This is a genomic window from Streptosporangiales bacterium, assembly GCA_009379955.1.
In the GTDB taxonomy this organism is placed as follows: domain Bacteria; phylum Actinomycetota; class Actinomycetes; order Streptosporangiales; family WHST01; genus WHST01.
Window position 1 is genome coordinate 1 of record WHST01000052.1, and the last position, 23,484, is coordinate 23,484.

Sequence of the window (23,484 nt, forward strand, 5' to 3'; positions counted from 1 at the left end):
ACGGGCGCGAGGCACCGCCCGCAGCGACGCACCACCATCCACCCACGACCAAGCTCAGCGGCATCCAGCCGGTGAGCCAGCCCACCATGCCCAAGCTCACCTCAAGCCCGGACTTGACTTCGACCTCATAGGTTGGTCAGTTCTCGTCGAGCAGCAGCAACGGTTGCTCGACCACCGCCGCGAGGTCTCCGACGAGCGCCGCGAGGTGGGCGCCGTCGTTGACCCTGTGGTCGGTCGCCGCGACGACCGGAAGTACCGGACGCACCACGGGAACGCCGTCGACAGCGACGACCTTCTCCGTGACGCGGCCGAAGCCGATGATCGCCACCTCTGGTGGCCGGATCACCGGCGTACCCAGCCAGGTGCCGAGCGACCCGAAGTTGCTCAACGTGCACGAGCCCGCAGCCAGGTCGGCAGGTCGCGCGGTGCGTGCGCGTGCGGCTTCGACGAGACGGTCGAGTTCGCTCACGGTGTCGCGCAGTGACCTCCGGTCGGCGTCGTGCAGCACGGGCACGATCAGGCCGTCGTCGGTTGCGGTGGCGATGCCGAGACCCACGGAGCCGCACTGGGTGAGGCGCTCGTTCTCGGCGTCGAAGCGTGCGTTCATCGACGGGTGACGGGCAAGCGCCCAGGCGCAGACACGTACCAGCAGCGGCAGCATGGTCAGCCGCAACCCGTCGCGCTCCAGCCGTGGCCGCAATGCTTCCCTGGCCGCGAGTAACGCCGTCGCGTCGACCTCGCGGAACTCGGTGATGTGCGGGATGCGCAGCGCCTCGGTCATGGACCGCGCGACCTGCCGTCGTACCCCGTGCAGCTCGACGACCTTGTCGTCCTTGCCCGACGCCGGCGTCACGACTGGCTCTGGTGCGGGTTCCGGTGTCGGCGCGCCTTCGACCGTGTCCAGGTCGGCGGCGAGCACCCGTCCACGCGGTCCCGTGCCCACGACATCGGCGAGGTCGACGCCAAGGCGCAATGCGCGCTTGCGCACGCTCGGACTCGCCAGCGCACGCCGTCGTACGGGTTGCGCGGCACTGCCGCTGCTTCCCATGCTGCCCGTGGCGATGCGGGTCAGCAGCGCGCCCACCTCGACGACGTCGCCGACGGCCGCGCCGAGCTGCATCACAGTGCCCGCGACCGGCGCCGGCAGCTCCACCTGCGACTTGTCCGTCTCCACGACGACGATGGCCTGGTCGGCGGCGACCGTGTCACCGACACCCACCAGCCACTCGACGAGCTCGGCCTCCGCGATGCCCTCACCGACGTCCGGCAGCAGGAACTCCGTCGCGTCACTCATGCCGGAACCGCCATCAGCGCGCCGACCTCGGCGACCACCCGGTCGACGTCGGGTACGTACAGGTCCTCGACGCCGGCAAGCGGGTACGGCGTGTCAGGCGCGGTGATCCGCAGGATCGGCGCCTCGAGCTCGTAGAAGCACTCCTGCTGGATGGTCGCGGTGAGCTCCGCGGCGAACCCGCCGGTGAACGGCGCCTCCTGCACGATGGCCACCCTTCCGGTGCGGGCGACCGAGTCCCTGACGGTGTCGGTGTCGAGCGGCACGAGCGAACGCAGGTCGACCACCTCGGCGCCGATGCCCCCGGCCGCGAGCTCGTCGGCGGCTCGCTCCGCCACGGCGATGGCCGCCGACCACGCGACCAGCGTGACGTCGTCGCCCTGCCGCACCACCCGCGCCTTGCCGAAACCGACCCGGTAGCGCTCGTCGGGCACATCGTCGCGGACGAGGCGGTAGCCCTTCAGCGGCTCGAGGAACAGCACGGGGTCATCGCTCGCGATCGCCTCGGCGAGCATGCCTTTCGCGTCGTAGGCCGTCGCGGGCGCGACCACGGTGAGTCCAGGGGCATGGGCGTAGAGCGCCTCGAACGCGTCCGAGTGCATCTCGGGCGTCCTCACCCCACCACCGAACGGCGCACGGATCACCAGCGGCACCCCGTACCGGCCCTGTGACCGGTAACGCAGCCGCGCGGCCTGCTGGCCGATCTGGTGGAACGCCTGGTGCCCGAAGCCGAGGAACTGGATCTCGACCACCGGCCGCAGCCCACTGATCGCCAGGCCGATGCCCGCGCCGACGATCGCCCCCTCGGCAACCGGCATATCCACCACCCGCTCGCCGCCGAAGCGGTCGAGCAGGCCCTCGGTGGCACGGAACACGCCGCCGAGCCTGCCGACGTCCTCGCCGAGCACCATGACGCGTTCGTCGAGCTCCATCTCCTGGCGCAGGCACTCCCTGATGCTCTCGACCATCGTCCGCGTCGTCATGCCATGCCCTCCTGCCTCGCGACCCACGCCGCCCGCTGCTCGACCAGACGGGTCGGCGGGTCTGCGTGCACGTGGTCGAACAGCGACGCCGCCCCTGCATCCGGTGTCTCGAACGCGACCGTCAGCGCGCGCTCGACCTCGGCCGCGCACTCCGCGGCAAGCCGCTCATGGCCGGCGTCGTCGAGCGCGCCGCGAGCACGCAGGTAGCGCTCCACCCTGGCCACGGGGTCGCGGTCCGCCCATTCCCGATCCTCGCCGGGCTCGACGTAACGGGTCGGGTCGTCGGCGGTGTTGTGTGCCCCGGCTCGCCAGGTCAGCGACTCGACCAGGGTGGGCCCGCCACCGGCACGGGCACGGGCGACCGCCGCCGCGGTCACCTGGTGGACGGCGAGCAGATCGTTGCCGTCGACGAGCACACCCTCGACGCCGTAACCGGGCGCGCGCTCCGCGAGCGTCCGCGCGGCGGTCTGCGCGGCGCGCGGAGTCGAGATCGCCCAGCCGTTGTTCTGCAGGAAGAAGACCACAGGCGCGCGGGTGACGCCGGCGAGGTTGAGGCTCTCGTGGAAGTCGCCCTCGGAGGACGCACCGTCGCCGAAGTAGGTAACGACGACGCCGTCCCCACCCTGCGTGCGCAGTCCCCAGGCGAGCCCGACCGCCTGGGGCAGCTGCGCGGCGAGCGAGATCTGGATCGGCAGCGTCCTCACTCCGTCAGGGATGGCTCCCCCGTCCGGATGCCCCATGAAGTAGAGAGCGAAGTTCTCCAGCGGCAGGCCGTGCCGCAACAGCGCGGGCAGCTCCCGATACTGCGGCACGATCCAGTCGCGGGACGGGTCGAGGGCGCTCGCCGACCCGACCACCGACGCCTCCTGCCCGCGCACGGAGGAGAACGTGCCGAACCGTCCCTGCCGCTGCAGGCTGGTGGCCCGCTCGTCGAACGTCCGGGCAAGCGTCATGTACCGCAGCGCGTCGAGCACCGCCTCATCGGTCATCGAGGGCTCGTCGACACACAGCGTTCCGTCAGGAGACAGCATCCTCGACGGAGCCACGGGCTCCCCGGTCGCCGGGAAGCGGAAGCTCACAGTCATGGATACAATGCTGCATGCAATGATGGACGCTGACAAGTCTGGGGCCGGCCGGCGGGGCGCAGCCCCGTCACGTCAGCGCAGCTTGCTCAACACGACGTCGAGCGCCTCGAGCACGTGCTCGCGAGCGGCGTCCGCGGCCGCGTCCTGGTCCCTGTCGAGGAGGGCCCGCACGATCCTGCCGTGTCCGCGCACGGAGGCGAGCGCCTCGGCGTCGGTGTAGAGGGCGGCGATGCGGTAGCTGAAGAAGTGCTCGCTGTTCCTGCCGTTGAGCTCCCCGAGCCTGCCGTTGCCCGACCCGGCGACGATGGCGTCGTGGAACCTGCTGTTCAGCTCGACCAGCACCGACCGGTCCGCCTCAGCGAGACCCTCGTCGCACGCACCGATGGCGACGATGGCCTCGATCCGCTCGTCACCGGCCCGCTGCGCCACGAGCCTCGCGGCCATGGCCTCGAGTGCCGCACGCACCTCGTAGATCTCGCGGATCTCCGCACCGGTGTGCTCCCGCACCACGTAGCCGCGCTTGGCGCCGACGACCAGTCCGTCGGCTGCGAGCAGCTTCAACGCCTCGCGGACGGGGGTGCGCGAGACCTGCATCCGCTCCGCGAGTTCGGTGGCGACCAGCCGCTGGTTGGGCCTGATCCGCCCCTCGATGATGTCGGCCCGGAGCCGGCCGTGCGCCTGGTCGGTCAACGACAACGAGTCCGTCGACACCGTCACTGCCAGCCCCTTCGTTCGCCGAGGACGCCAAAGTAACATTTGCAGGGTGACGAACACATTCCGACATGGAGCTCTCAAACGAGGTTCACGTTATGCAGGTGAGTACCTACCTCCCGCGCCATGCAGGCCTGGAGTCGTCGACCCAGCGAGGGCGGTCCGGATACTCCTGTTGAGGCACGCCGTCGGGGAGTCGCGCAGACCCCACGCGGCCCTTGCATAAGACTTGCGATCGGCGGGCAACGCACCCGGCAAGGGTCGTCCCGAACCGACTCAGATGGCTCACCGCGTCTCACGCGTTTCGACAGGTCTCCTCGCCGAGCGCCCCGGCGAGGAGCCTTGACTACCGATGTGGCTACAGCCGCGACGTGACAGAGGCCCTCTCCCATCGGAAAAGGGCCTCTGACCTGCACTTACGTGGTAGCGGGGGCAGGATTTGAACCTGCGACCTCTGGGTTATGAGCCCAGCGAGCTACCGAACTGCTCCACCCCGCGTCGGTCTCTCAACCATAGTGCACGCGGCGTGAAGGGGCCAAATCGGGGTGGGCGAGCCCGTGACGAGCCCGCCCGACCCGATTCGCCGGGTCACGGTGAAGGGCTCGGACTGCCTCGGCCTCCCGTGCTGGTCGCGGGCGACGGACGGCCGCTGGTGGTGCTGGTCGGCCGCGGACTCGGGGTGGGCGAGGGCGAGACGCCCAGCTGTTTCTGCAGTCCTTCGGCCTTGTCCAGTGCCGACTTCAGCCGCTTCTGCGCCTCGCCGTAGGCCGCGAAGTCGTTGGACTTCAGGGCAGTCTGACCCTCCTGGTACGCATCCTGCGCGTCCGCGAGGGCCTTGGTCAGCTGGGCGCGGAGGTCGCCGGTCTTCTCCTCCTCACCCTTGCCCTTCTCCTCCTCTTCGCCCTTCGACTCGCCGCCGAGCACCTGCTCGAGGGCCTCGTCGAGCGTGGGCGCGTAGCCGATCTTGGAGCCGAACGACACCAGGACGCGTTGCAGCAGCGGGTACGACTCACCGGCGGCCGCCTGGACGTAGACCGGCTCCACGTAGAGCAGGCCACCCCCGTACGGCAGCGTCAACAGGTTGCCGTATCTGACCGTCGAGCCGCCGCGTCTCAGCAGGTTCAGCTCGCTCGACGCCGGTGCGTACGACTCGAAGTTGCCCTGGATCGTGCCTGGTCCAGGCACGGCGGTGTTCGGTGGTAAGCGGAGTGCACGTAACTTGCCGTACTCCTTGTCGGGGTCGCTCGACACGGTGACGAACGCGGCGAGGTTGGGTCTGTTTCTCGGCACCAGGGTCGAGGTCAGCGAGAAGACCGATTCGTCGTCGCCCGGCATGCGCGTCATCAGGTAGTACGGCGGCTGCGCGACGTCGTTGTCGCCCGCCGTCGTCGGGTCGTTGGGGACGCCCCAGAAGTCCTGACCGCCGTAGAACGCGCCCGGGTCGGTCACGTGGTAGCGGCTCAGCATCTCGCGCTGCGCCTTGAACATGTCCGCCGGGTACCGGACGTGCGCCCGCAGCTCGTCGCTCATCTCCGACGCGGGACGAACGGTGTTGCCGAACACGCCCTGCCAGGTCTTGAGGATCGGGTCCTTCGCATCCCACGCGTAGAGGGTGACCTTGCCGCTGTACGCGTCGACGGTCGCCTTCACCGAGTTGCGGATGTAGTTGACCTCGTCGTTCGGCTGCGCCGTCCGCGCGTTGGTCCCTGTCAGGCTGTCCTGGGTCGCCTCGCCGAGCGACGTGCGCTGGGCGTACGGGTAGTTCTCGGTGGTGGTGTAGCCGTCGACGATCCACTGGATGCGTCCGTCGACCACGGCTGCGTACGGGTCACCGTCGAGGGTGAGGAACGGCGCGGCCTTCTCGACCCGGTCGCGCGGCGACCGGTCATACAGGATCTGCGAGTCGTCGTTGATGTCGCCGGAGAACAGGATGTTGTAGTCCTGGAACTGGATCGCGTAGAGCAGCCGGTTCGCGAACGATCCGATGTCGACGCCGCCGTCGCCGGAGTAGGTGTTCCGCTGCTGGCCGCTGCCGCCTTCCTTGGCGTAGTCGAACTCCTGCGGCGGGGTGCCCTTGGGAGCGCCGACGATCGAGTACTCCGGCACCTGCTCGCCGAAGTAGATGCGCGGCTCGAACTTGCCCAGGTCGCCCTTGGTCGGGATGTCGCTCGACTGCCACACCGGCTTGCCCTCGTTGTCGACGGCGTTGCCCTCGGCGGCGACGAATCCGTAGCCGTGGGTGTACTGCAGGCGCTCGACGAGCCACTGTCCCTGGCGGTCCTCCGGTGGCGCGGGCAGCTCACGGACGGCCGCGATCGACGTGCGCTCCTCGCCGTCGATCTCGTACCTGTCGACGTCGAGTGCCTCGGGGAAGCTGTAGAAGCCGCGGATCTGCTGCAGCTGCTGGAACGTCTTCGACACGACGTTGGGGTCGACGAGCCGGATGTTGTCGGTGTTGTCACGGCTGCTCGTCTGGTTCCGCGTGACGTCGCTGCGGGCGTCGTAGCTCGTGACTTCGGCCGTATCCAACCCGTACGCCGTGCGTGTGCTCTTGATATTTCGTTCGATGGACGAGCGTTCCCTGGCCTCCTGGTTCGGCTTGACCTGGAACTGCTGGATCACGGCCGGGTAGGCGCCGCCGACGAGGATCGCGGAGAGGACCAGCAAGCCGAGGCTCAGGCCGGCGAACAGCAGGCCACGCCGTAGCGCGCTGACGAAGAACAGCACCGCGCAGATCAGCGCGATGGCCGCGAGGATCGTCTTCGCCGGCAACACGGCATGGATGTCGGTGTAGGACGCGCCGGTCGTGATGCCGCGGTCGGAGTGCACCAGGCCGTACCGGTCCATCCAGTACGCCACGGCCTTGAGGAGCATGAACAGCCCGACGATGATGCCGAGGTGGGCGCGGGCGCCCACGCTGACCTGGCCGCCGCGGCCGGCGACCCGCAGGCCGCCGTACAGGTAGTGGGCGACCGCGGCCGCGAGGAACGCCAGGACCATCGCAGCGAACCCGAAGCCGAGCAGCAGCCGCACGAACGGATACGTGAAGACGTAGAAACTCGCGTCCATGCCGAACTGGGGATCGGTCTGCCCGAACGGGGTACGGTTCAGGAACGCCAGGACCGTCTTCCAGTTGCCCTCGACCGTCAACCCGCCGATGAGGCCGACCAGGGCGGCGATGACGAGCGCCACCTTGCCCGAGTGCGGGTCGAAGACACCGCGGTAGCGCGCGAGCAACTGCTGGTCGGGAGTGTTCGGCACTACCCGCGGTCGCAACCGCCTGGCGATCGCCAGGCTCAGGAAGACGACACCTCCGAGCAGGAGGACACCCGCGCCGAACAGCGCGACCTGCGTGCCGATGACGCGTCCGTACACACCGCCGAAACCGATCGAGCGGTACCACAGGACGTTGGTCCAGATGTGGGTGAACACGACGAGGAGGATCACCACGGCGATCGCCACGGCGAGGGCTATCAGAATTCCTCGAGCCCGTCTGGACGTCTTCAATCGACGTCCACCGGCCGCATAGGTCACAGCATCCACCCCATCCGAACTACGGTCCGGTCTCCGGTCGCTCCGGCTACCGTGACTTCACTCACCGCGCACATGGTGACACCTTGCCCCGCCCGGTACGCAGCGCGTCCAACGACGAGACGGCGTCGTCGAGGGTCTCGACCTTCACCAGTCGAAGGCCGTCCGGGCGGGTCTTGCTCGCTTCGGCACAGTTGTCGGCGGGTGTGAGGAACACCGTGGCGCCCTTCTTCTCGGCGGCGATCATCTTCTGCGTGATGCCGCCGATGGCGCCGACCTTGCCGGCGGGGTCCATCGTGCCGGTGCCCGCCACGAACCTGCCGCCGGTCAGCGGCCCCTCCGTCATCCGGTCGACGACCGCAAGCGCGAACATCAGGCCCGCCGAGGGGCCACCGACGTTCTGCAGGCGGATCGTCACCTTCACCGGGTAGGTGAAGTCGCTCCCGAGGATGATGCCGACGATCGGCCGCTTCTCGTCGTCGGGCGCCTTGACCGTGCGTACCGACACGTCGACCTGCTTCTTCTTGCGCTCTACGGTGAAGCGCACCGTGTCGCCCACCTGGTGCCCGCTCATCCGCTTCTGGACGGCCTCGGCGTCCGTTGTGCGCGTGCCGTCGATGGCCTTGATCCGGTCGCCGGCGTGCAGCTTGCCCTCCGCGGGGCGGCCCTTCTCGACCGAGGAGACGACGACGTGCTCGGTCACCGGGACGCCGACATGCCGGAGGGCCGCGACCGTACCGTAGCTCTCGGAGTTCTCGAACTGCTCGGCACTGCGCTCCTCGACCTCTTTCCTCGTCGTGCCCTCGGGGTAGTAGAGCTCCTGCGGCACGACGGCGACCCGCGGATCGGCCCACCCGGTCAGGACCTGCCCAAGGCTCGGCTGGTTGCCCGGCCCGCCGATCACGGAGACCGTGGTCATGTTGAGGTGGCCGCTCACGGGGTACGTCTTGTGCCCGCCGATCGACACCACCTGCTTGCCCTCGACCGATCCGAGGGTGTCGTACGTGGGTCCGGGCGCCTCACGGACGTACGGAACCGGCATGAACCAGCCGGTGGCGGCGAGCAGGACGACGAGGACGCCGGAGACGAGGAGCGTCACGAGCCGACCAACCATGACCAGAGCCTAGATTGTCGGCGGCGCTACGGCGAACCGACCCATTCGGATGTGCCGTCGCCGAAATCCTGCCGTTTCCAGATCGGTACCTGGGCCTTCAGATCGTCGATCAGGCGCTGCGCGGCCGTGAACGCCTCCCCGCGGTGCTCGGCGGACGCCGCCACGACCACCGCGATGTCGCCGATCTCCAGCGAGCCGACCCGGTGGACGGCCGCGAGGGCGCGTACCGGCACGTCGGCCGCGACCTTCTCGGTGACCTGCCTGAGCTGGTCGAGCGCCGTCGGATGCGCCGCGTACTCCAGCCGCGTGACCTCCCGGCCGAGGTCCCTGGTGCGGACGGTGCCGACGAACACGACGACCCCGCCGGCCGACCGGTCGGCGACCACCGCGTCGACCTCGTCGACCGACAGGGGCACGTCGCGGATGTCGACCAGCCGCACCACGTCGGCGCGTCGGGAATCCGGCGGCGTGTCCATGCTCGCGACAGTACGCCACCGGCTACGCGCAAGGCGAACATCCGCTCCACCAGCGGAGGCGTACGGGAGATAGCGTTGCCGGAACGTCGGCAAACCAAGCAGTGGGAGTGGGTACGAGGCGATGAGCGGCGACAACCCCATCGACGGCCCTCGCGACGACGAGCCCGACGACGGCAAGGACTCAGGCAAGACCCCGGATCCTGCGGGCGGCCAGGACAACCCGTTCGCGGCGATGTTCGGCGGCGCGAGCCCCGAGCAGTTCGCCCAGGTGCTCCAGGGCTTCGCCCAGGCGATGTCCAACCCCAGCCAGGGCCCGGTCAACTGGGACCTCGCGAAGCAGACCGCCAGGCAAGCGGTATCCGCGGCGGGTGACTCGTCGGTGCTCGACCGCGACAAGCGGGAGCTGGCCGACTCGATCAGGCTCGCGGACGTCTGGCTCGACGACGTGACCGCTCTCCCGTCCGGCTGCACCAAGGTCGAGGCGTGGAGCAAGGCCGAGTGGGTCGAGGCGACGCTGCCGACATGGTCGCGCCTGTGCGATCCCGTCGTCGCGCGCATGGCCGACAGCATGGGCTCGGTGATCCCTGAGGAGATGCGGCAGCATGCCGGCCCGATGCTCGGCATGGTGCGGCAGATGGGCGGCATCATGTTCGGCAGCCAGGTCGGCCAGGCGGTCGGCGGGCTCGCCGGAGAGGTGCTGAGCGCGTCGGACATCGGGCTGCCGCTGGCCCAGGCCGGCACGGCGGCGCTGCTGCCGGCGAACGTCCAGGCGTTCGGCGAGGGGCTCGGTGTCGGGAGCGACGACGTGCGCCTCTACCTGTCACTGCGCGAGGCCGCGCACCAACGGCTGTTCGTCCACGCGCCGTGGCTGCCCGCGCGGCTGCTCGGCGCGGTCGAGGAGTACGCCAAGGGCATCGACGTCGACACCTCCCGCCTCGAGGAGGTCGTCGGGCAGATCGACCTGAGCAACCCTGAGGCGCTGCAGCGCGCGCTGTCGGAGGGACTGTTCGACGGCGACGACGTCGCGAACACTCCGGAGCAGAAGACCGCGCTGCGCCGGCTCGAGACGATGCTCGCGCTGGTCGAGGGATGGGTCGACACCGTGGTGTCGGCCGCCACCCACGACCGGATGCCGTCCGCCACTCCCCTGGCCGAGGCCGTACGCCGCCGCCGCGCGACCGGCGGTCCCGCCGAGCGCACCCTCGCCGCCCTCGTCGGGCTCGAGCTGCGACCCCGCCGCATGCGCGAGGCCGCGAGCCTGTGGAGCACGCTGACCGAGGCGCGCGGCGTCGACGGGCGCGATGCGCTGTGGGCCCACCCCGACCTGCTGCCCGACGCCGACGACCTCGAGAACCCCGACGCGTTCGTCACCGGTTCCTCGGAGCTGGAGGGCTTCTCCGATCTCTCCCAGCTCGGCTGGGACGAGGAGACCCCCGGCGACGGAGATGGCGAGTCGGACGGCGACGAGTCGCGCTAGTCGCGCCAGGCCGGGGGCGACGGCGCACCTCGTCGTCCCCCCCGGGTCACCACAACTCGTCCTGGTCGCCGGCACTGACCCGGGGGGCGCGACGGTGGGCGTGGGGTGCCGGCGGGCCCATCGGCACGTCGTGGGGTTCGGGCCGCGCACCGCGAGCGACGTCGGTGTCGTCGCCGTCGGTGAGGGTCAGGCCGGCGGCGGCGCAGACGCCCTCGAGGTAGCCACGGGCGCGCTCGGTCTTCGGGTACGCGGCGACGAGCCGCCAGAACTCCGGGCCGTGCCCGGGCTCCAGGAGGTGGGCCAGCTCGTGCACCAGGACGTAGTCGGACACCCATGCCGGCATGTCGCGGAGCCGGTCGGACAGCCGGATCGACCGGTGCGCCGGCGTGCAGGAGCCCCAGCGGTCGTTCTGGTTGCCGACCCAGCGGACCTCGTCCGGACGCGCGCGACCGCCGAGGTAGCGGTCGGACAGCCGCGTCGCCCGGGCCAACAGGTCATCGTCCCCCCGACTACGGCGTTTGTCCCTTTTGTCCTCCTGGCGTTCCAGTTTGCCGACCATCTCGGCCACCCAGAACCGCTCCTCGGCCTTGGTCATGCGTGCCGGTAGCAGCACGACGACCGTGTCGTCGCGTAGGTACGCCTGCACGGTGCGTCGCCGGCGACGGGACCTGCGCACCTCGACCCGCCAGCGCCCCGACGAGGCGCCGGCGAGGGGCTGCGGGGTGGCCTCTCCGGAGTTCACGGCACGACGCTAACCCACGGCGCCGACGGGTCCGCGTTGCCCACAGGCCGACGCGTGTCCGCATGCGGACACGCGTCGCCAGAGACGGCCGGCCCCGGCGAGATTTCTTTCCTCCACACCCGGTGTACAGCGTTTCCGCAGGTCAGAGCGATTACTGACGGGCTCTCGTGGCCTTGTGCACAGGTCGTCACGTCGCCTTCCACAGCGGCACGCCGAGCGGTCCCCACGTCGTCCACAGGGTTATCCACAGGTGTGGGTGACGGTAGGTTGACGGCCGCCCGAACCGTTCCTAACGTCGTGACGGACGAGGTCCCCGGGGCCGCACAACCGTTCGCGAGGGGAAGGCGGACGGGCGTGTCGGCCCCGAGGACCTCGCGACATCTCCGGCCCTCGGACGGGCTCCTCCACGGCTGCCAGGCCCCTCTGCCGTATGGTGAGGCCGGTTCCACCGCCTGGGTGACCAGGCGCCGACGACGAGGAGAGGTTCGTGGCCGAGACCTACAAGGGCGACGCATACTGCGTCAAGTGCAAGGAGAAGCGGGACTTCGAGGGCGAGGTCGTCGAGACGAACGGCCGTCGCATGGCGAAGGGCACGTGTCCCGTCTGCGGGACCAAGCTCAACCGCATCCTCGGCAAGGCATGACGTAACGCTTCTCGAGACCATGCGACGCCGTCCGTCGACCTTCGGCGGCCGGGTCGCGACAGAGCGATGATCGACACGGCCTGGGGCCGGGACACCCGTTCCGCCCCAGGCCGTCGCCATGCCCGACCGACGGGGGTCAGCCGCTCCGCCGGTCGTGAGACGATCTGGTGGTGACGGTGGACCTGGAGGACCAGAAGCGGCGAGGACGCGCGCTCGCACTGGCGACCGTGCTCGCCTTCGTCTTCGGCGCGGTGGTTCTCGTCCAGGCGGTACGCCTGTACATCGGCGGCGGCGCAGAGGCCCCCGGCGCAGGCCTGTTCGGCCTGGTCCTGCTCGGCTCCATGGCGTTGATCCTGGTCGTCGTGGGATTCGTCCTGCTGGGAAGGATCGCCACCTCTCGGGCGCGCCGGGCGAACCAGCAGTCCGAGACCGACGGCTGAGTCTTCAGAGCACGGCGCCCGGCGGGCGGTAGTCGCCCGCGGAGAAGCGTCCGAACCGGTCCGGCCGCTGTCCACAACTTGGCCCGCGCACCTGCCACAACCACATCCGCGGTGACACGCTCGCGGCATGCGCCCCGTTCTGAAACCTGCCCTGCGCCGCATCTGGCGCGGACCCGCCACCGTGCAGATCGGCCTCGACCCCTCCCGAGCCGTCGTGCTGTCCGGCTGCGACGACGACGTCGTCGAACTCCTCGACGTCCTCGACGGCACCCGCGAGCCCCGCGCCGGCAGTGCCGGTGCCGACCACGGCGGCCTGCTCACCCTGCTGTCGGGTGCCGGTCTGCTCGACGACGCGGTGGCCAGCACTGCGCCGCTCCCCGGTCTGAGCCGCACCCATCGCGAACGCCTCGCTCCCGACCTCGCCGCAATGTCGCTGCTGTCCGGCGCGGCCGACGGCGGGCTCGGCCTGCTCCGGCGCCGCCGGGGATCCGCGGTCGCCGTCCACGGCGCGGGCCGGGTCGGCACGACCGTGGCGACACTGCTCGCCGCCGCCGGTGTCGGCGCGATCCACGTGGTCGACGGCGGCATCTGCCAGCCAGGCGACTGCGCGCCGGGGGCCCTGCCGATGGCCGAGCTCGGCCGGCGACGCGACGAGGTCGTCGGCGACCTCCTCGCGTCCTACGCGGCCGAGGCGGGCCCGCCGGCAGGCCAGCTGGTCGCGGTGGTCCTGACCGGCGCGGCCGCGACGGATCCACGGGTCCGCGACGGCCTCGCCCGCGAGCGGGTGCCACACCTCGTCGCGGCGGTCCGCGAGACCACCGGCCTGGTCGGCGCGTTCGTCCTCCCCGGCCGGTCGGCGTGCCTGCGCTGCCTCGACCTGCACCGCACCGACCGCGATCCCGGCTGGCCGGTGGTCGCGGCGCAGCTCGCCGCGGCGACCCCGACCACGATCGACGCCTGCGACACCGTCCTCGCCACCGCTGTCGCCTGCTGGGCCGCGCACGAGGTGCTCGCGCTCATCGACGAGTCGCGACGCCCCCTCACGGTCAACGGCTCGCTGGAACTGTCGATGAACGATTGGCGCTGGCGCCGTCGCACCTGGTCCCCTCATCCGGACTGCGCATGCACCGAGCCCGCGGTCTGACGGCCGACCCGGCAGAATGGAGGCGTGAACGATCTCCCGCGCTGGGCGCTGACCCGCACTGCCAAGCTGGCCTCGGTGCCGCTCGGCTACGCCGGTCGCACCGCGCTCGGCCTCGGCCGGCGCATCGGCGGCCAGTCCGCCGACGCCGTCGCGGCGGAGGTCCAGCGGCGCACCGCCGAGCAGCTGTTCAAGGTGCTCGGCCAGCTCAAGGGCGGGGCCATGAAATTCGGCCAGGCACTCTCGGTGCTCGAGGCCGCGATCCCGCCGGAGCTCGCCGGCCCGTACCGCGCGACGCTGACCCGGCTGCAGGAGGCGGCGCCGCCGATGCCCACGGCGACGATCCACGGGGTTCTCGCCGAGCACCTCGGCGACGGCTGGCGCGAGCTGTTCACCGAGTTCGACGACAGACCCGCCGCCGCGGCGTCGATCGGCCAGGTCCACCGGGCCGTGTGGTCCGACGGCCGCGAGGTGGCCGTCAAGGTGCAGTACCCCGGTGCCGGTCCCGCGCTGCTCAGCGACCTCGCCCAGCTCAGCCGCATGGGCCGGCTGTTCAGCTCGATCATCCCCGGCATCGAGGTCCGCCCGCTGATCGACGAGCTGCGCGAGCGGGTGGCCGAGGAGCTCGACTACGCCCGCGAGGCCGAGGCCCAGCGCCGGTTCGCCGAGACGTACGCCACCGACCCCGACATCGTCATCCCCGACGTCGTCGACCAGCGCGGCCACGTCCTCGTGAGCAGCTGGCTCGAGGGCACGCCGCTGTCCAAGGTCATCGCCTCGGGCAGCCAGGACGACCGCAACCGGGCGGGCCTGCTCCTCGCCCGGCTGCTGTTCTCCTGCCCGGGCCGGGCACGCATGCTGCATGCTGACCCGCACCCGGGCAACTTCCGGCTGCTCCCCGACGGCCGGCTCGGCGTCCTCGACTTCGGTCTCGTCGCACGCCTCCCCGACGGCCTGCCGGCGTCGATCGGCCACGTGCTGCGGCTCGGGCTCGAGGGCGACGCCGCCAGCGTCGCGGCCGGGCTGCGCGACGAGGGCTTCGTCCGCAGCGACCAGGAGGTCGACGCCGAGGAGCTGCTCGCCTACCTCCAGCCGTTCCTCGACCCGATCAGGCAGGAGCGGTTCCGCTTCACCCGCGAGTGGATGCGCGAGCAGATGAGGCGCGTCGGCGACCCGCGGTCGGCGACCGCCGAGCTCAGCAGGCGGCTCAATCTGCCGCCCTCCTACCTGCTCGTGCACCGGGTGTGGATCGGCGGCATCGGCGTGCTCTGCCAGCTCGAGGCCGAGGGCCCGTTCCGGGCCGAGCTCGAGACCTGGGTGCCGGGCTTCGCCCCCGCCGTCTGACGCCGCCCGCGCCCACGAACGTAATGCCGAGGGCCTCCCCGCCTGCGTGGCGGGGAGGCCCTTCTCCTCTTCTTCCTTCGCGGGTCAGTACACCCTGCGCCTGGCCACGGCCAGACGCGCCTGGGCCTTACGGACCCTGTTCTCCGCCCGGCGAAGCGCTGCGACGCGTCCCGCGTCGCGCTCACGCTCGGCTTCCGCCAGGCGGCTGCGCATTCGTTCTCGCGCGTGTTCTTGGGGTAGCAAATTCATGATCATGCTCCTTGGCGTCAGTGCAGTCTGTGTGTTGGTCATCTCGGTCGTTTCGTGTCGGCGGGCGACCCGGTCAGGCAGCCACCTCGGACTTGCGCGGACGTCCTCGCGGCCGCTTGCGCGGTACGACGACGCCCTGCACGAAGAGCTCTCCACCCCAGACACCCCACGGCTCGCGCCGCTCGAGTGCCGAGGCAAGGCACTGCGTACGTACCGGACAGTCCCGGCACAGCGCCTTCGCGAACTCCACATCGGCCGGCGACTCGGCGAAGAAGAGCTCGGGGTCTTGCGCACGACACGGCAGGTCGAGGTCCTCGGCGAAGGGCGCCTCGAACAGCTCGAACACGGTCGCGGACATCGGGTTGCCACCTCCTCGTGACGGTGTTGACAGTGCTGGGTCTTCGGGTTCGTTCCTTCGGTTGGGGCAAACAAAAAGGCCGCGGATCCCGGAGTCGGGTTCCGCGGCCTGGAGAGGCGGCCGGTCTTTTCGTCTAGACCGGATGCTGACTCCAGGGACGGAGGCCCGAAACCGCGCCATCCTTGACGGCGGCCGGGGTGTTCTCGACGGACGGGTCGATGAAGCTGACCGCGGACACACCGGTCCCCTCGAGCTTCATCTGGACGGGCGCGACGAACGCGCCGGGACCGAACGTGTACCGCTCACGCGAGACGAGACCGCCACCGAGGCAGGTCGGACGCGTGACGCCGAGAGTCGTCATCGTGATCACGGGACCCACCTCCACTCGCTGCTCGCGGATGCGGCATCGATGGCCGCACACCAGAGCGTATGGGGTCAGGGGGGAGGGGGCAACTCAATTACCGAACATTTCATCGTCGTAGTCCGGACGGTGCGTTCGGTCAGTCCGCGGAGGTGACGCCGGGCTCCTCACCGCGCACCAGGGCGAGGACGGCCGGGCCGTACAGGTCAACCTTGCGGGTGCCGACTCCGGCGACCGCGGACAGCTCCTTGTGCGTGCTCGGGCGCTGCTCGGCGATCGCCGTGAGCGTGGCGTCGGTGAAGACGACGAAGGCCGGGACGTGTTGGTCGCCCGCGGCAGACCTGCGCCATTCGACGAGTCGCGCGAACAGGTCGCCGTCGACGTCGCCGGGACAGGTGAGGCAGTGCCCGAGCTTGCGCTCGACGGCGCCGGAAAGCTTGCGCCCGCACACGCCGCACGGTGTCGGGCCGCTCTTGGGGGTGACGGCACGGCGCGCGCCCGCCGGCTCACGGGCCGCCCCCACGCTCGACATCAGTCCGGTGAGGAAGCGGGTCGGCTCCCTGTTGGCCCGTCCACCCGGCTGCCGCGCGCGCGACCAGGACAACAGCAGCCGCTGCCGCGCCCTGGTGACCCCGACGTAGAGCAGCCTGCGCTCCTCCTCGACCTGCTCGGGCGTCTCGGCGTAGACGATCGGCATCGTGCCGTCGGTCAGGCCGACCAGGAAGACGGCGTCCCACTCCAGGCCCTTCGCCGAGTGGAGGCTGGCGAGCGTCACGCCGTCGGGAGTGGGGGCGTGCTGGACAGCCGACCGCTCGTCGAGCTCGGCGACGAGGGTGCCGAGCGACGCGTCGGAGTCGGCGGCCGCGAGGTCGGCGGACAGGCGGACGAGCGCCGCGAGCGACTCCCACCGCTCGCGTGCCGCTCCGCCTCCGGTGGGTGCCTGCCGGCGGTACCCGGACGCGCCGAGGACGTCGGCGACCCGGTCGGCCAGGCTCCGGTCGGGGTCGTCGTCGGACCGCGCCGCCGCCCGGAGCAGGACACTCGCCTCGCGCACCTCGGGACGGTCGAAGAAGCGCTCGGCGCCGCGGACGACGTACGGCACGTCGACCTCGGCGAAGGCCTGCTCGAACGCCTCGGACTGGGCGTTGATGCGGAACAGCACGCCGATCTCGGCGGGCGGGGTGCCCGCCTCGACGAGGTCGCGGGCGCGGGCGGCGACGGCCATGGCCTCGGCCTGCTCGTCGTCGTACGCCGCGATCTCCGGCTCGGGTCCCGTCTCGCGCTGGGCGACGAGGGTGAGGTGGTGGGCGGGGTTGCGGTCGCGCGCGCGGTCGATGACGGCGTTGGCGAGCCGGACGACCTCGGGGGTCGACCGGTAGTCGCGTTCGAGCCGGATCAGCCGGGTGCCGGGGTGCTCGTCGGCGAAGTTCAGGAGGTACGAGGGGGTCGCGCCGGTGAACGAGTAGATGGTCTGGTTGGGATCGCCGACGACGCAGAGATCGTGCCGGTCGCCGAGCCAGGCGTCGAGCAGCAGCTTCTGCAGCGGGTTGACATCCTGGAACTCGTCGACGACGAAGTGGCGGTACTGCCGGTGCACCTCCGCGGCGACGTCGGTGTGCTCGACGAGCATGCCCGCGGTGAGCTCGAGCACGGACTCGAAGTCGAGCATGTTGCGCTGCTCGCGGATGTCCTCGTACGTCGCGTACACGCGCGCGACGTCGTCCGAGCTCACCGGCGGACGCCGGCCGGTGCGCTTGGCCTCGCGGACGTAGCGGTCGGGCCGGATCTGGCCGGCCTTCGCCCACTCCAGCTCTCCGGTGACGTCGCGGAGCTCGGCGCGTCCGAGGGTGAGGCCGCACCGGCGCGCGGCGTCGAGCACGAACCTGACCTTGCTCTCGACGATCTGCGGCGGCGGGCCGCCCACCACGCGCGGCCAGAAGAACCGCAGCTGGCGCAGCGCCGCCGAGTGGAACGTGCGGGCCTGCACGGACGGCACGCCGAGCGCGCGCAACCGGCCGCGCATCTCCCCCGCCGCCCGGGTCGTGAACGTGACCGCGAGCAGCTGACCCGCGGGGACGGTGCCGCGGTGTACCGCGTAGGCGATGCGGTGCGTGATGGCACGGGTCTTGCCCGTGCCCGCGCCGGCGAGCACGCAGACGGGGCCCTCGACGGCCTCGGCCACCGCGCGCTGCTCGGGATCGAGCCCCTGCAACACCCGCTCGGCCACCATGTCCGCCATCCTCGCAAAGGCCACGGCCGCCCGTCGCCGCCACCCACAACCCCGGTTCTGTCGTCCCCGATCCGGCGGACGGCAGCCGCTACGGGGTGTAGCTGGTACTGGGGGCGCCCGGCCCTCGTGGGAAGCTTCGGCAACGCGTGGACGTTGTCGCCTTCGACAGCACCCACCTACCCGAGGGGACTCTTCGACGATGTCGGCCCAGGTGACGATGTACTCGACGCCGTGGTGCGGCTACTGCCGCCGGCTCAAGAGCCAGATGGAGCGCGAGGGCATCGCGTTCGCAGAGGTCGACATCGAGCAGGACCCCGAGGCCGCCGACTACGTCATGAGCGTCAACGGTGGCAACCAGACCGTCCCGACGCTGGTCTTCCCGGACGGCTCGGCGCTGACCAACCCGTCGATCGCCCAGGTCAAGGCGCAGCTCGCCACCGTCTGACCGGCACCCTCAGCCCTCGAGCGGGCCGCCGTACCAGTTCTCGACGAGGCGCCGCGCGATGGACACTCGGTTGGGCGGCAGCACCTCGCCCGCCCTGACCGCGTCGGCGAGCCCGTCCCTGCTGAACCAGCGCGCCTCGACGATCTCGTGGTCGTCGGGGCGCAGCTCGCCGCCGACCACCCTGGCCGTGAAGCCCAGCATCAGGCTGGACGGGAACGGCCACGGCTGGCTGGCGACGTAGCGCACGTCGTCGACGACGAGGTTGACCTCTTCCTCTACCTCGCGGGCGACGGCGCGTTCGAGTGACTCGCCCGGCTCGACGAAGCCGGCGAGCACGGAGTAGCGGCCGTTCGGCCACACCGTCTGCCGTGCCAGCACGCAGCGGTCGTCATCGTCGTACACCAGCATGATCACCGCGGGGTCGACCCGCGGGAAGTGGCTGCTGCCGTCGTTGGGACAGTCACGCTGGCTGCCGCCCTGCACGACGACCGTCGGGGTGCCGCAGCGCGGACAGTGCTGGTGGTTGGCGTGCCAACGTTCGAGCGCGACAGCATGGACGGCGAGTCCCGCGTCGCGCGGGCCGAGGGTGACGCCGATCTCGCGCAGCCCGCCCGCCCGCACACCGGCGCGACCGTCGGGCAGCGGCGCGCGCACCGCGAAGTAGGCGCGGTCGTCGGCATGACCGAGGAAGTAGCGCTCGCCGTCCGGGGCCTCCGCCGTGGTGAGGAGCGCCAGCTCGGCACCGGACTCCTCGACGAGGGTCTGCCCGTCGTCGACGACGAGGACGCGCGTTCCGTCGGCCTGCCACCTCTCCTCGAGCGCCTCGGCGTCCTCGCGGAGGTACGACCCCCGGTCGACGTCGGAACGCGACAACGGCAGGCCGGCGATGCTAGTCACGGCTCCGACCCTAACGCCCGGGAAGTGCCCGCACAGCCGCGCCTCGGCCTGGACGAACTCGGCTCATGGACCGACGGTCAGAAGGAAGCATCCCTTGTCGGGGCCAGCGGTGGCCGTCAGCCGCCACGTGCCGGCCGACGGGATCGGCGATGCGGACGGATAGAAGCCCGAGTCGCAGTTCTCCGATGTGTAGGCCGGGTTCCGCTGATGTACGACCCGAGTGACGGGCGTGCCGGTGATCCTCCTGATGTGCACGGTGAGACCTGGCATCCGGTCGGTGTGGAGGGAATCCAGTAGATCTTGACGGCGGCGTCCGAACCCCGCTCACGGTGGACGCGCGGCCAGCCGCTTCTGGCGAGCCGGAAGTCTCCGGCGACGAAGCCACCCGATCGTACGTTGCGGTGGTCATCGACGTCGACGCACTTCCCGCTGGGGCTACCCGACGCCGAACGGAAGGCCGACGGCAAAGTCGATCTTGGCTTGCTCACTTCCTGCGCCTGACAACCGGTCGAAACCAACAGGCCTGCGGCTAACGAGACACTCACCGCCGACCAGACATGTCTACCGGTTAGGGCGATGTTGCACCCTCGCCATCACCAGGAACGGGCAAGCAAGCCTTCTAGGCCAGTTCTTACGCCGCTTTCTGCATGATCGCAAGGCACTACTGCCGTTGTGACACCGACACCGTCAGTCCTCAGCCACTGGTGGGATGCTGGCGCCTCGGCCGACGCAGTGTCACGACCGACACTTACTCGGCTGGGGCGGGGAGGTCGCGGATCATCGCGGACAGGCCGTCGGCGTCGAGCAGGTCGACGGGCCTGACGGTGTCGTCGGTGCGGACGTAGTGGAACGCGGCGTGCACCCGATCGATCGGCACGTCGCGCAGGCGTGACCAGGCCAGCCGGTAGGCGGCGAGCTGGACGGCTGCGCTGCGCGCCTCGTCGACGTCGTTGGGCGGGTGGCCGGTCTTCCAGTCGACGACCTCGTAGCCGCCGGCGCCGTCGGCGAACACGGCGTCCATCCGGCCGCGGACGAGCACGCCCTCGACGAGCATGTCGAACGGCACCTCGACGTCGACCGGGGTGCGGTCGGCCCACGCGCTCGCCTCGAACCTCTCGGCCAGCTCCGCGAGCTCGGCGTCGCTCGCGCCGCCGGCGTCGCCCGCGCCAGGCTCGTCGTCGGGTCCGAACAGGCGCTGCTGGCCCCAGCGCGCCTCGAGGTAGCGGTGGAACGCGGTGCCGCGCCTGGCCTGCGGCTCGGGCCGATGCGGGACCGGCCGGCGCAGGTCGAGGGCGAACCGGTCGGGATCGCGCGCGAGCGCGACGAGCGCGGACACCGACAGGTGGTCGGGCAGCTCGACGGGCACCTCGTGGATGCGCCTGGTCTGCGCCAGCTCGGCGAGCAGCAGCTCGACGTCGGTCGCCCAGTCGTCGCCCGCGGTCGGCAGCGCCATCGGCAGGGTCGTCGACGCCTCGCGCACCAGCCGCTCCCCCGCGGCGAGCTCGCCGTCGGGTTCGCGCTCCAACGGCCACGGCGCGGTGAGCGGTTGTTCGAGCAGCGGGTTGTCGCCGTCCTTCGCCTCGATCCACGACACGACCTCACCCGCGCCCGCGGCGCACACGTCGCGCACCTCGGTGAGGAACGCCGACGGGCCGAGTGGGGTGATGCCGAGACCCCAGTGGTAGCCGGTGCAGCACAGCAGCCGCTGCGCCCTGGTGACCGCGACGTAGAAGAGCCGGCGCTCCTCCGCCTCCTGGCGCTCCGCGCAGGCGGTGGCGTAGCGCTGGGCGTCGTCCCTGCTCACGCCGTCGAGCCGCGGCAGGTCGCGCGCGTCGCCGCGCAGCGGGAACGGCAGCAGCCGCGCGTTATCGGTCCAGCTCGTGGACGTCTGCGCCCGGGCGGGGAAGATCGACGCCTTGCCGCCGCTCGCGAGGCCGGGCACGCAGACCACGGGCCACTCCAGGCCCTTCGCCGCGTGCACGGTCATCACCTTGACGCTGTCGGAGTCGCCGACCTGCGGGATCTCGAGCCCCGACTCCTGCTGCTCGGCGGCGTCGAGGTAGGCGAGGAACGCCGCCAGCGTCGGGCGCTCGTCGTCGCGGGAGAACCTCGCGGCCTCCTCGGCGAACGCGTCGAGCTCGGCGCGCGCCGCACGCGGGTCGACGCCGGGCCGCGCCGCGACCTCGATGTCGAGGCGCAAGGTGCGCTCGACCTCGGCGACCAGCTCGGGCAGTGGCAGGTGGGCGCGCTCGCGCAGCACCCGCAGCTCGGCGGCCAGGTCGAGGAACCTCGCGTGCGCCGGCGCGGAGTACGCCGCCGCAGGACCGGGATCGTCGAGCGCGTCGGCGAGGCTGCCGAGGTCGAGGTCGGACATGACGACGCCCGCGAACGGGTCTGGCGGGTCGGTAGCCGCCGGCGGCTCCCGGTCGGCGCGGACGAGGTGGCGGGCGCGCCGGCCGAGCGCGACGAGGTCGCGCGCGCCGATGCGCCACCTGGCACCCGCGAGCAGCCGGATCAGCGACGCGTTGGCGGTGGGGTCGTGGAGCACCCGCAGCGTCGAGACGACGTCGGCGACAGCGGGCACGGTCAGCAGGCCGGTGAGGCCGACGACCTCGACGGGCACGTCACGGCGTTCGAGCGCCTCGCGGATGCGCGGGATCTGGCTGCGCTTACGGACGAGCACCGCGATCTCGCGCGGGTGCAGGTCGCCGGTGTCGAGCAGCCCAGCGATGCGCGAGCCGACCCACGCGGCCTCGTCGTCGATGGTCTCGACGAGCGCGCACTCGACCCGGCCCGGGTCCTCGAGCACCGGTGCCGGGACCAGCCGGGGGCTGACGTCGGTGGCGCCGAGCGGCTCCATGACCCGGTTGGCGACGCCGAGGACGCGCTCGGCGTTGCGGAAGCTCCAGGTCAGGTCGAGCCGCGTGGCCGGACGCCCGTCGGCCTGCGGGAAGTCGCCGGGGAACCTGCGCAGGTTGCCCGCGGTCGCCCCGCGCCAGGAGTAGATCGACTGCGCCGGGTCACCGACGGCCATCACGGGGAAGCCGTCGGGGAACAGCGCGCGGAGGAGGGTCAGCTGGCTGTGGCTGGTGTCCTGGAACTCGTCGAGCAGGCAGGCCGCGAACAGCGAACGCTCCGTGCCACCGACGGCGGGATGACGGACGGCGAGGCGAGCGGCGGCCGCCATCTGGTCGTCGTGGTCGAGCAGGCCCGCCTCGTGCTTCGCGCGCCGGTAGCCCTCGACCAGCGGCAGCAGCTGGGTGCGGACCAGCTGGTTCTTCAACAGCCTGGTCACCAGCGCGGACCGGTTCTTCGGCGACGCGGCGACGCGGTCGACCCAGCGCTCACCCTCGAACAGCACGTCGGACGGCGAGACGAGGTGTTCGGCCATCTCACCGGAGAGCTCGAGCACCGCGGCGGTCACGGTCGCCGGGACCCACTCGACGGCGTCCATCGGGCCGTCGTACCTGGCGACGACGCCGTAGGCGAGCTGCCACTGGACCGCGGGGGTGACCAGGCGCGCGCCGGGCTCCGCGCCGTCGCGCAGCGCGTGCATGCGGTAGATGCGGCCGGCGTACGCGTGGTACGTCGCGATCGTCGGATCGCCGGCGAGCCGCTCGTACTCCGCCGGGGTGCCGAACTCCGGCAGTGCCCTGAGCCGGTCGAGCCAGCCCCGCACCTTGACCCCGAGCTCGCGCGCGGCCTTGCGGGTGAAGGTGAGGCCGAGCACGTGCTCGGGGCGGACGACGCCGTTGGCGACCAGCCAGACGACGCGGCGCGCCATCGTCTCGCTCTTGCCAGACCCCGCGCCCGCGACGACCACGCACGGGGCAACCGGAGCGCCGATGACGGCGGCCTGCTCCGGGGTCGGCGGCAGTGCGCCGCACATGCGGGCGAGGTCGGACGGCGAGTACGCGTACCGCGCGGGAAGAGATGTCACGCTCATCGGCCCACGCGCCCGCTTCC

General features: G+C 71.3%; 18 protein-coding genes and 1 tRNA gene. 5 read left to right on the forward strand and 14 right to left on the reverse strand.

From position 1 onward, the window contains the following. Window positions 1–136 precede the first annotated feature (136 nt). The 8 genes from GEV10_16465 to GEV10_16500 form a co-directional block, all read right to left on the reverse strand. Window positions 137–1,294 carry a 2-oxo acid dehydrogenase subunit E2 gene (locus GEV10_16465; protein ID MQA80051.1) on the reverse strand — a complete coding sequence of 386 codons (1,158 nt, stop codon included), beginning with the start codon at window positions 1,292–1,294 and terminating at the stop codon, window positions 137–139. After that, window positions 1,291–2,274 carry an alpha-ketoacid dehydrogenase subunit beta gene (locus GEV10_16470; protein ID MQA80052.1) on the reverse strand — a complete coding sequence of 328 codons (984 nt, stop codon included), beginning with the start codon at window positions 2,272–2,274 and terminating at the stop codon, window positions 1,291–1,293. Before GEV10_16470 ends, GEV10_16465 begins: the two co-directional genes overlap by 4 nt. Further along, window positions 2,271–3,263 carry a pyruvate dehydrogenase (acetyl-transferring) E1 component subunit alpha gene (locus tag GEV10_16475; GenBank protein ID MQA80053.1) on the reverse strand — a complete coding sequence of 331 codons (993 nt, stop codon included), beginning with the start codon at window positions 3,261–3,263 and terminating at the stop codon, window positions 2,271–2,273. Before GEV10_16475 ends, GEV10_16470 begins: the two co-directional genes overlap by 4 nt. A gap of 168 nt (window positions 3,264–3,431) precedes the next feature. Beyond that, a complete protein-coding gene (locus GEV10_16480) occupies window positions 3,432–4,115 on the reverse strand; it encodes an FCD domain-containing protein (GenBank protein ID MQA80054.1) in 684 nt (227 codons plus the stop codon). Between the two features lie 376 nt (window positions 4,116–4,491). Beyond that, a tRNA-Met gene (locus tag GEV10_16485) sits at window positions 4,492–4,568 on the reverse strand. Window positions 4,569–4,658: 90 nt separating this feature from the next. Next, on the reverse strand, window positions 4,659–7,604 hold the full coding sequence (locus tag GEV10_16490; protein MQA80055.1) for a UPF0182 family protein: 2,946 nt from the start codon (window positions 7,602–7,604) through the stop codon (window positions 4,659–4,661). A gap of 61 nt (window positions 7,605–7,665) precedes the next feature. After that, window positions 7,666–8,715, reverse strand: coding sequence for a PDZ domain-containing protein (locus GEV10_16495; GenBank protein MQA80056.1), 1,050 nt, complete (start codon window positions 8,713–8,715; stop codon window positions 7,666–7,668). 26 nt (window positions 8,716–8,741) lie between these two features. After that, on the reverse strand, window positions 8,742–9,191 hold the full coding sequence (locus GEV10_16500; GenBank protein MQA80057.1) for a molybdenum cofactor biosynthesis protein MoaE: 450 nt from the start codon (window positions 9,189–9,191) through the stop codon (window positions 8,742–8,744). Window positions 9,192–9,312: 121 nt separating this feature from the next. Between GEV10_16500 and GEV10_16505 the strand changes: the two genes are divergently transcribed. Further along, complete coding sequence (locus GEV10_16505; protein ID MQA80058.1) at window positions 9,313–10,668, forward strand: hydrolase; 1,356 nt, start codon at window positions 9,313–9,315, stop codon at window positions 10,666–10,668. 46 nt (window positions 10,669–10,714) lie between these two features. On the opposite strand, the gene GEV10_16510 is transcribed toward GEV10_16505, so the two are convergent. Continuing rightward, window positions 10,715–11,263, reverse strand: a complete 549-nt coding sequence (locus GEV10_16510) for a DUF45 domain-containing protein (protein ID MQA80059.1) — start codon at window positions 11,261–11,263, stop codon at window positions 10,715–10,717. Window positions 11,264–12,223: 960 nt separating this feature from the next. On the opposite strand from GEV10_16510, the gene GEV10_16515 reads away from it, so the two are divergent. From GEV10_16515 to GEV10_16525, 3 genes are all read left to right on the forward strand, one after another. After that, window positions 12,224–12,493, forward strand: a complete 270-nt coding sequence (locus tag GEV10_16515) for a hypothetical protein (GenBank protein MQA80060.1) — start codon at window positions 12,224–12,226, stop codon at window positions 12,491–12,493. Window positions 12,494–12,620: 127 nt separating this feature from the next. After that, window positions 12,621–13,637, forward strand: coding sequence for a thiamine biosynthesis protein ThiF (locus GEV10_16520; GenBank protein ID MQA80061.1), 1,017 nt, complete (start codon window positions 12,621–12,623; stop codon window positions 13,635–13,637). A 24-nt stretch (window positions 13,638–13,661) separates the two neighbouring features. After that, window positions 13,662–14,978, forward strand: coding sequence for an AarF/ABC1/UbiB kinase family protein (locus GEV10_16525; protein MQA80062.1), 1,317 nt, complete (start codon window positions 13,662–13,664; stop codon window positions 14,976–14,978). 322 nt (window positions 14,979–15,300) lie between these two features. Here the strand turns inward: GEV10_16525 and GEV10_16530 are convergent, their stop codons facing one another. The 3 genes from GEV10_16530 to GEV10_16540 form a co-directional block, all read right to left on the reverse strand. Continuing rightward, complete coding sequence (locus GEV10_16530; GenBank protein ID MQA80063.1) at window positions 15,301–15,585, reverse strand: WhiB family transcriptional regulator; 285 nt, start codon at window positions 15,583–15,585, stop codon at window positions 15,301–15,303. A gap of 133 nt (window positions 15,586–15,718) precedes the next feature. Next, window positions 15,719–15,955, reverse strand: a complete 237-nt coding sequence (locus GEV10_16535; protein ID MQA80064.1) for a hypothetical protein — start codon at window positions 15,953–15,955, stop codon at window positions 15,719–15,721. A 130-nt stretch (window positions 15,956–16,085) separates the two neighbouring features. Beyond that, on the reverse strand, window positions 16,086–18,176 hold the full coding sequence (locus tag GEV10_16540) for an AAA family ATPase (GenBank protein MQA80065.1): 2,091 nt from the start codon (window positions 18,174–18,176) through the stop codon (window positions 16,086–16,088). A 199-nt stretch (window positions 18,177–18,375) separates the two neighbouring features. On the opposite strand from GEV10_16540, the gene GEV10_16545 reads away from it, so the two are divergent. After that, on the forward strand, window positions 18,376–18,621 hold the full coding sequence (locus tag GEV10_16545; GenBank protein ID MQA80066.1) for a mycoredoxin: 246 nt from the start codon (window positions 18,376–18,378) through the stop codon (window positions 18,619–18,621). Between the two features lie 9 nt (window positions 18,622–18,630). Here GEV10_16545 and nudC read toward each other — a convergent pair whose 3' ends face one another. Both nudC and GEV10_16555 read right to left on the reverse strand, forming a co-directional pair. Continuing rightward, the gene (gene nudC, locus GEV10_16550; protein MQA80067.1) at window positions 18,631–19,518 is read right to left on the reverse strand and encodes an NAD(+) diphosphatase; all 888 of its coding nucleotides are present in this window, start codon (window positions 19,516–19,518) and stop codon (window positions 18,631–18,633) included. 748 nt (window positions 19,519–20,266) lie between these two features. Then, window positions 20,267–23,464, reverse strand: a complete 3,198-nt coding sequence (locus GEV10_16555) for an AAA family ATPase (protein MQA80068.1) — start codon at window positions 23,462–23,464, stop codon at window positions 20,267–20,269. Between the last annotated feature and the right edge of the window lie 20 nt (window positions 23,465–23,484).

Bases quoted from the DNA above. Each gene is read 5' to 3' on its own strand.
- GEV10_16470 (MQA80052.1), bottom strand. From the start codon at position 2,274: ATGACGACGCGGACGATGGTCGAGAGCATCAGGGAGTGCCTGCGCCAG.
- GEV10_16500 (MQA80057.1), bottom strand. From the start codon at position 9,191: ATGGACACGCCGCCGGATTCCCGACGCGCCGACGTGGTGCGGCTGGTC.
- GEV10_16530 (MQA80063.1), bottom strand. From the start codon at position 15,585: ATGTCCGCGACCGTGTTCGAGCTGTTCGAGGCGCCCTTCGCCGAGGAC.
- GEV10_16540 (MQA80065.1), bottom strand. From the start codon at position 18,176: ATGGTGGCCGAGCGGGTGTTGCAGGGGCTCGATCCCGAGCAGCGCGCG.
- GEV10_16475 (MQA80053.1), bottom strand. From the start codon at position 3,263: ATGACCGATGAGGCGGTGCTCGACGCGCTGCGGTACATGACGCTTGCC.
- GEV10_16495 (MQA80056.1), bottom strand. From the start codon at position 8,715: ATGGTTGGTCGGCTCGTGACGCTCCTCGTCTCCGGCGTCCTCGTCGTC.
- GEV10_16545 (MQA80066.1), top strand. From the start codon at position 18,376: ATGTCGGCCCAGGTGACGATGTACTCGACGCCGTGGTGCGGCTACTGC.
- GEV10_16510 (MQA80059.1), bottom strand. From the start codon at position 11,263: ATGACCAAGGCCGAGGAGCGGTTCTGGGTGGCCGAGATGGTCGGCAAA.
- GEV10_16505 (MQA80058.1), top strand. From the start codon at position 9,313: ATGAGCGGCGACAACCCCATCGACGGCCCTCGCGACGACGAGCCCGAC.
- GEV10_16520 (MQA80061.1), top strand. From the start codon at position 12,621: ATGCGCCCCGTTCTGAAACCTGCCCTGCGCCGCATCTGGCGCGGACCC.
- GEV10_16480 (MQA80054.1), bottom strand. From the start codon at position 4,115: ATGTTACTTTGGCGTCCTCGGCGAACGAAGGGGCTGGCAGTGACGGTG.
- GEV10_16465 (MQA80051.1), bottom strand. From the start codon at position 1,294: ATGAGTGACGCGACGGAGTTCCTGCTGCCGGACGTCGGTGAGGGCATC.
- GEV10_16555 (MQA80068.1), bottom strand. From the start codon at position 23,464: ATGAGCGTGACATCTCTTCCCGCGCGGTACGCGTACTCGCCGTCCGAC.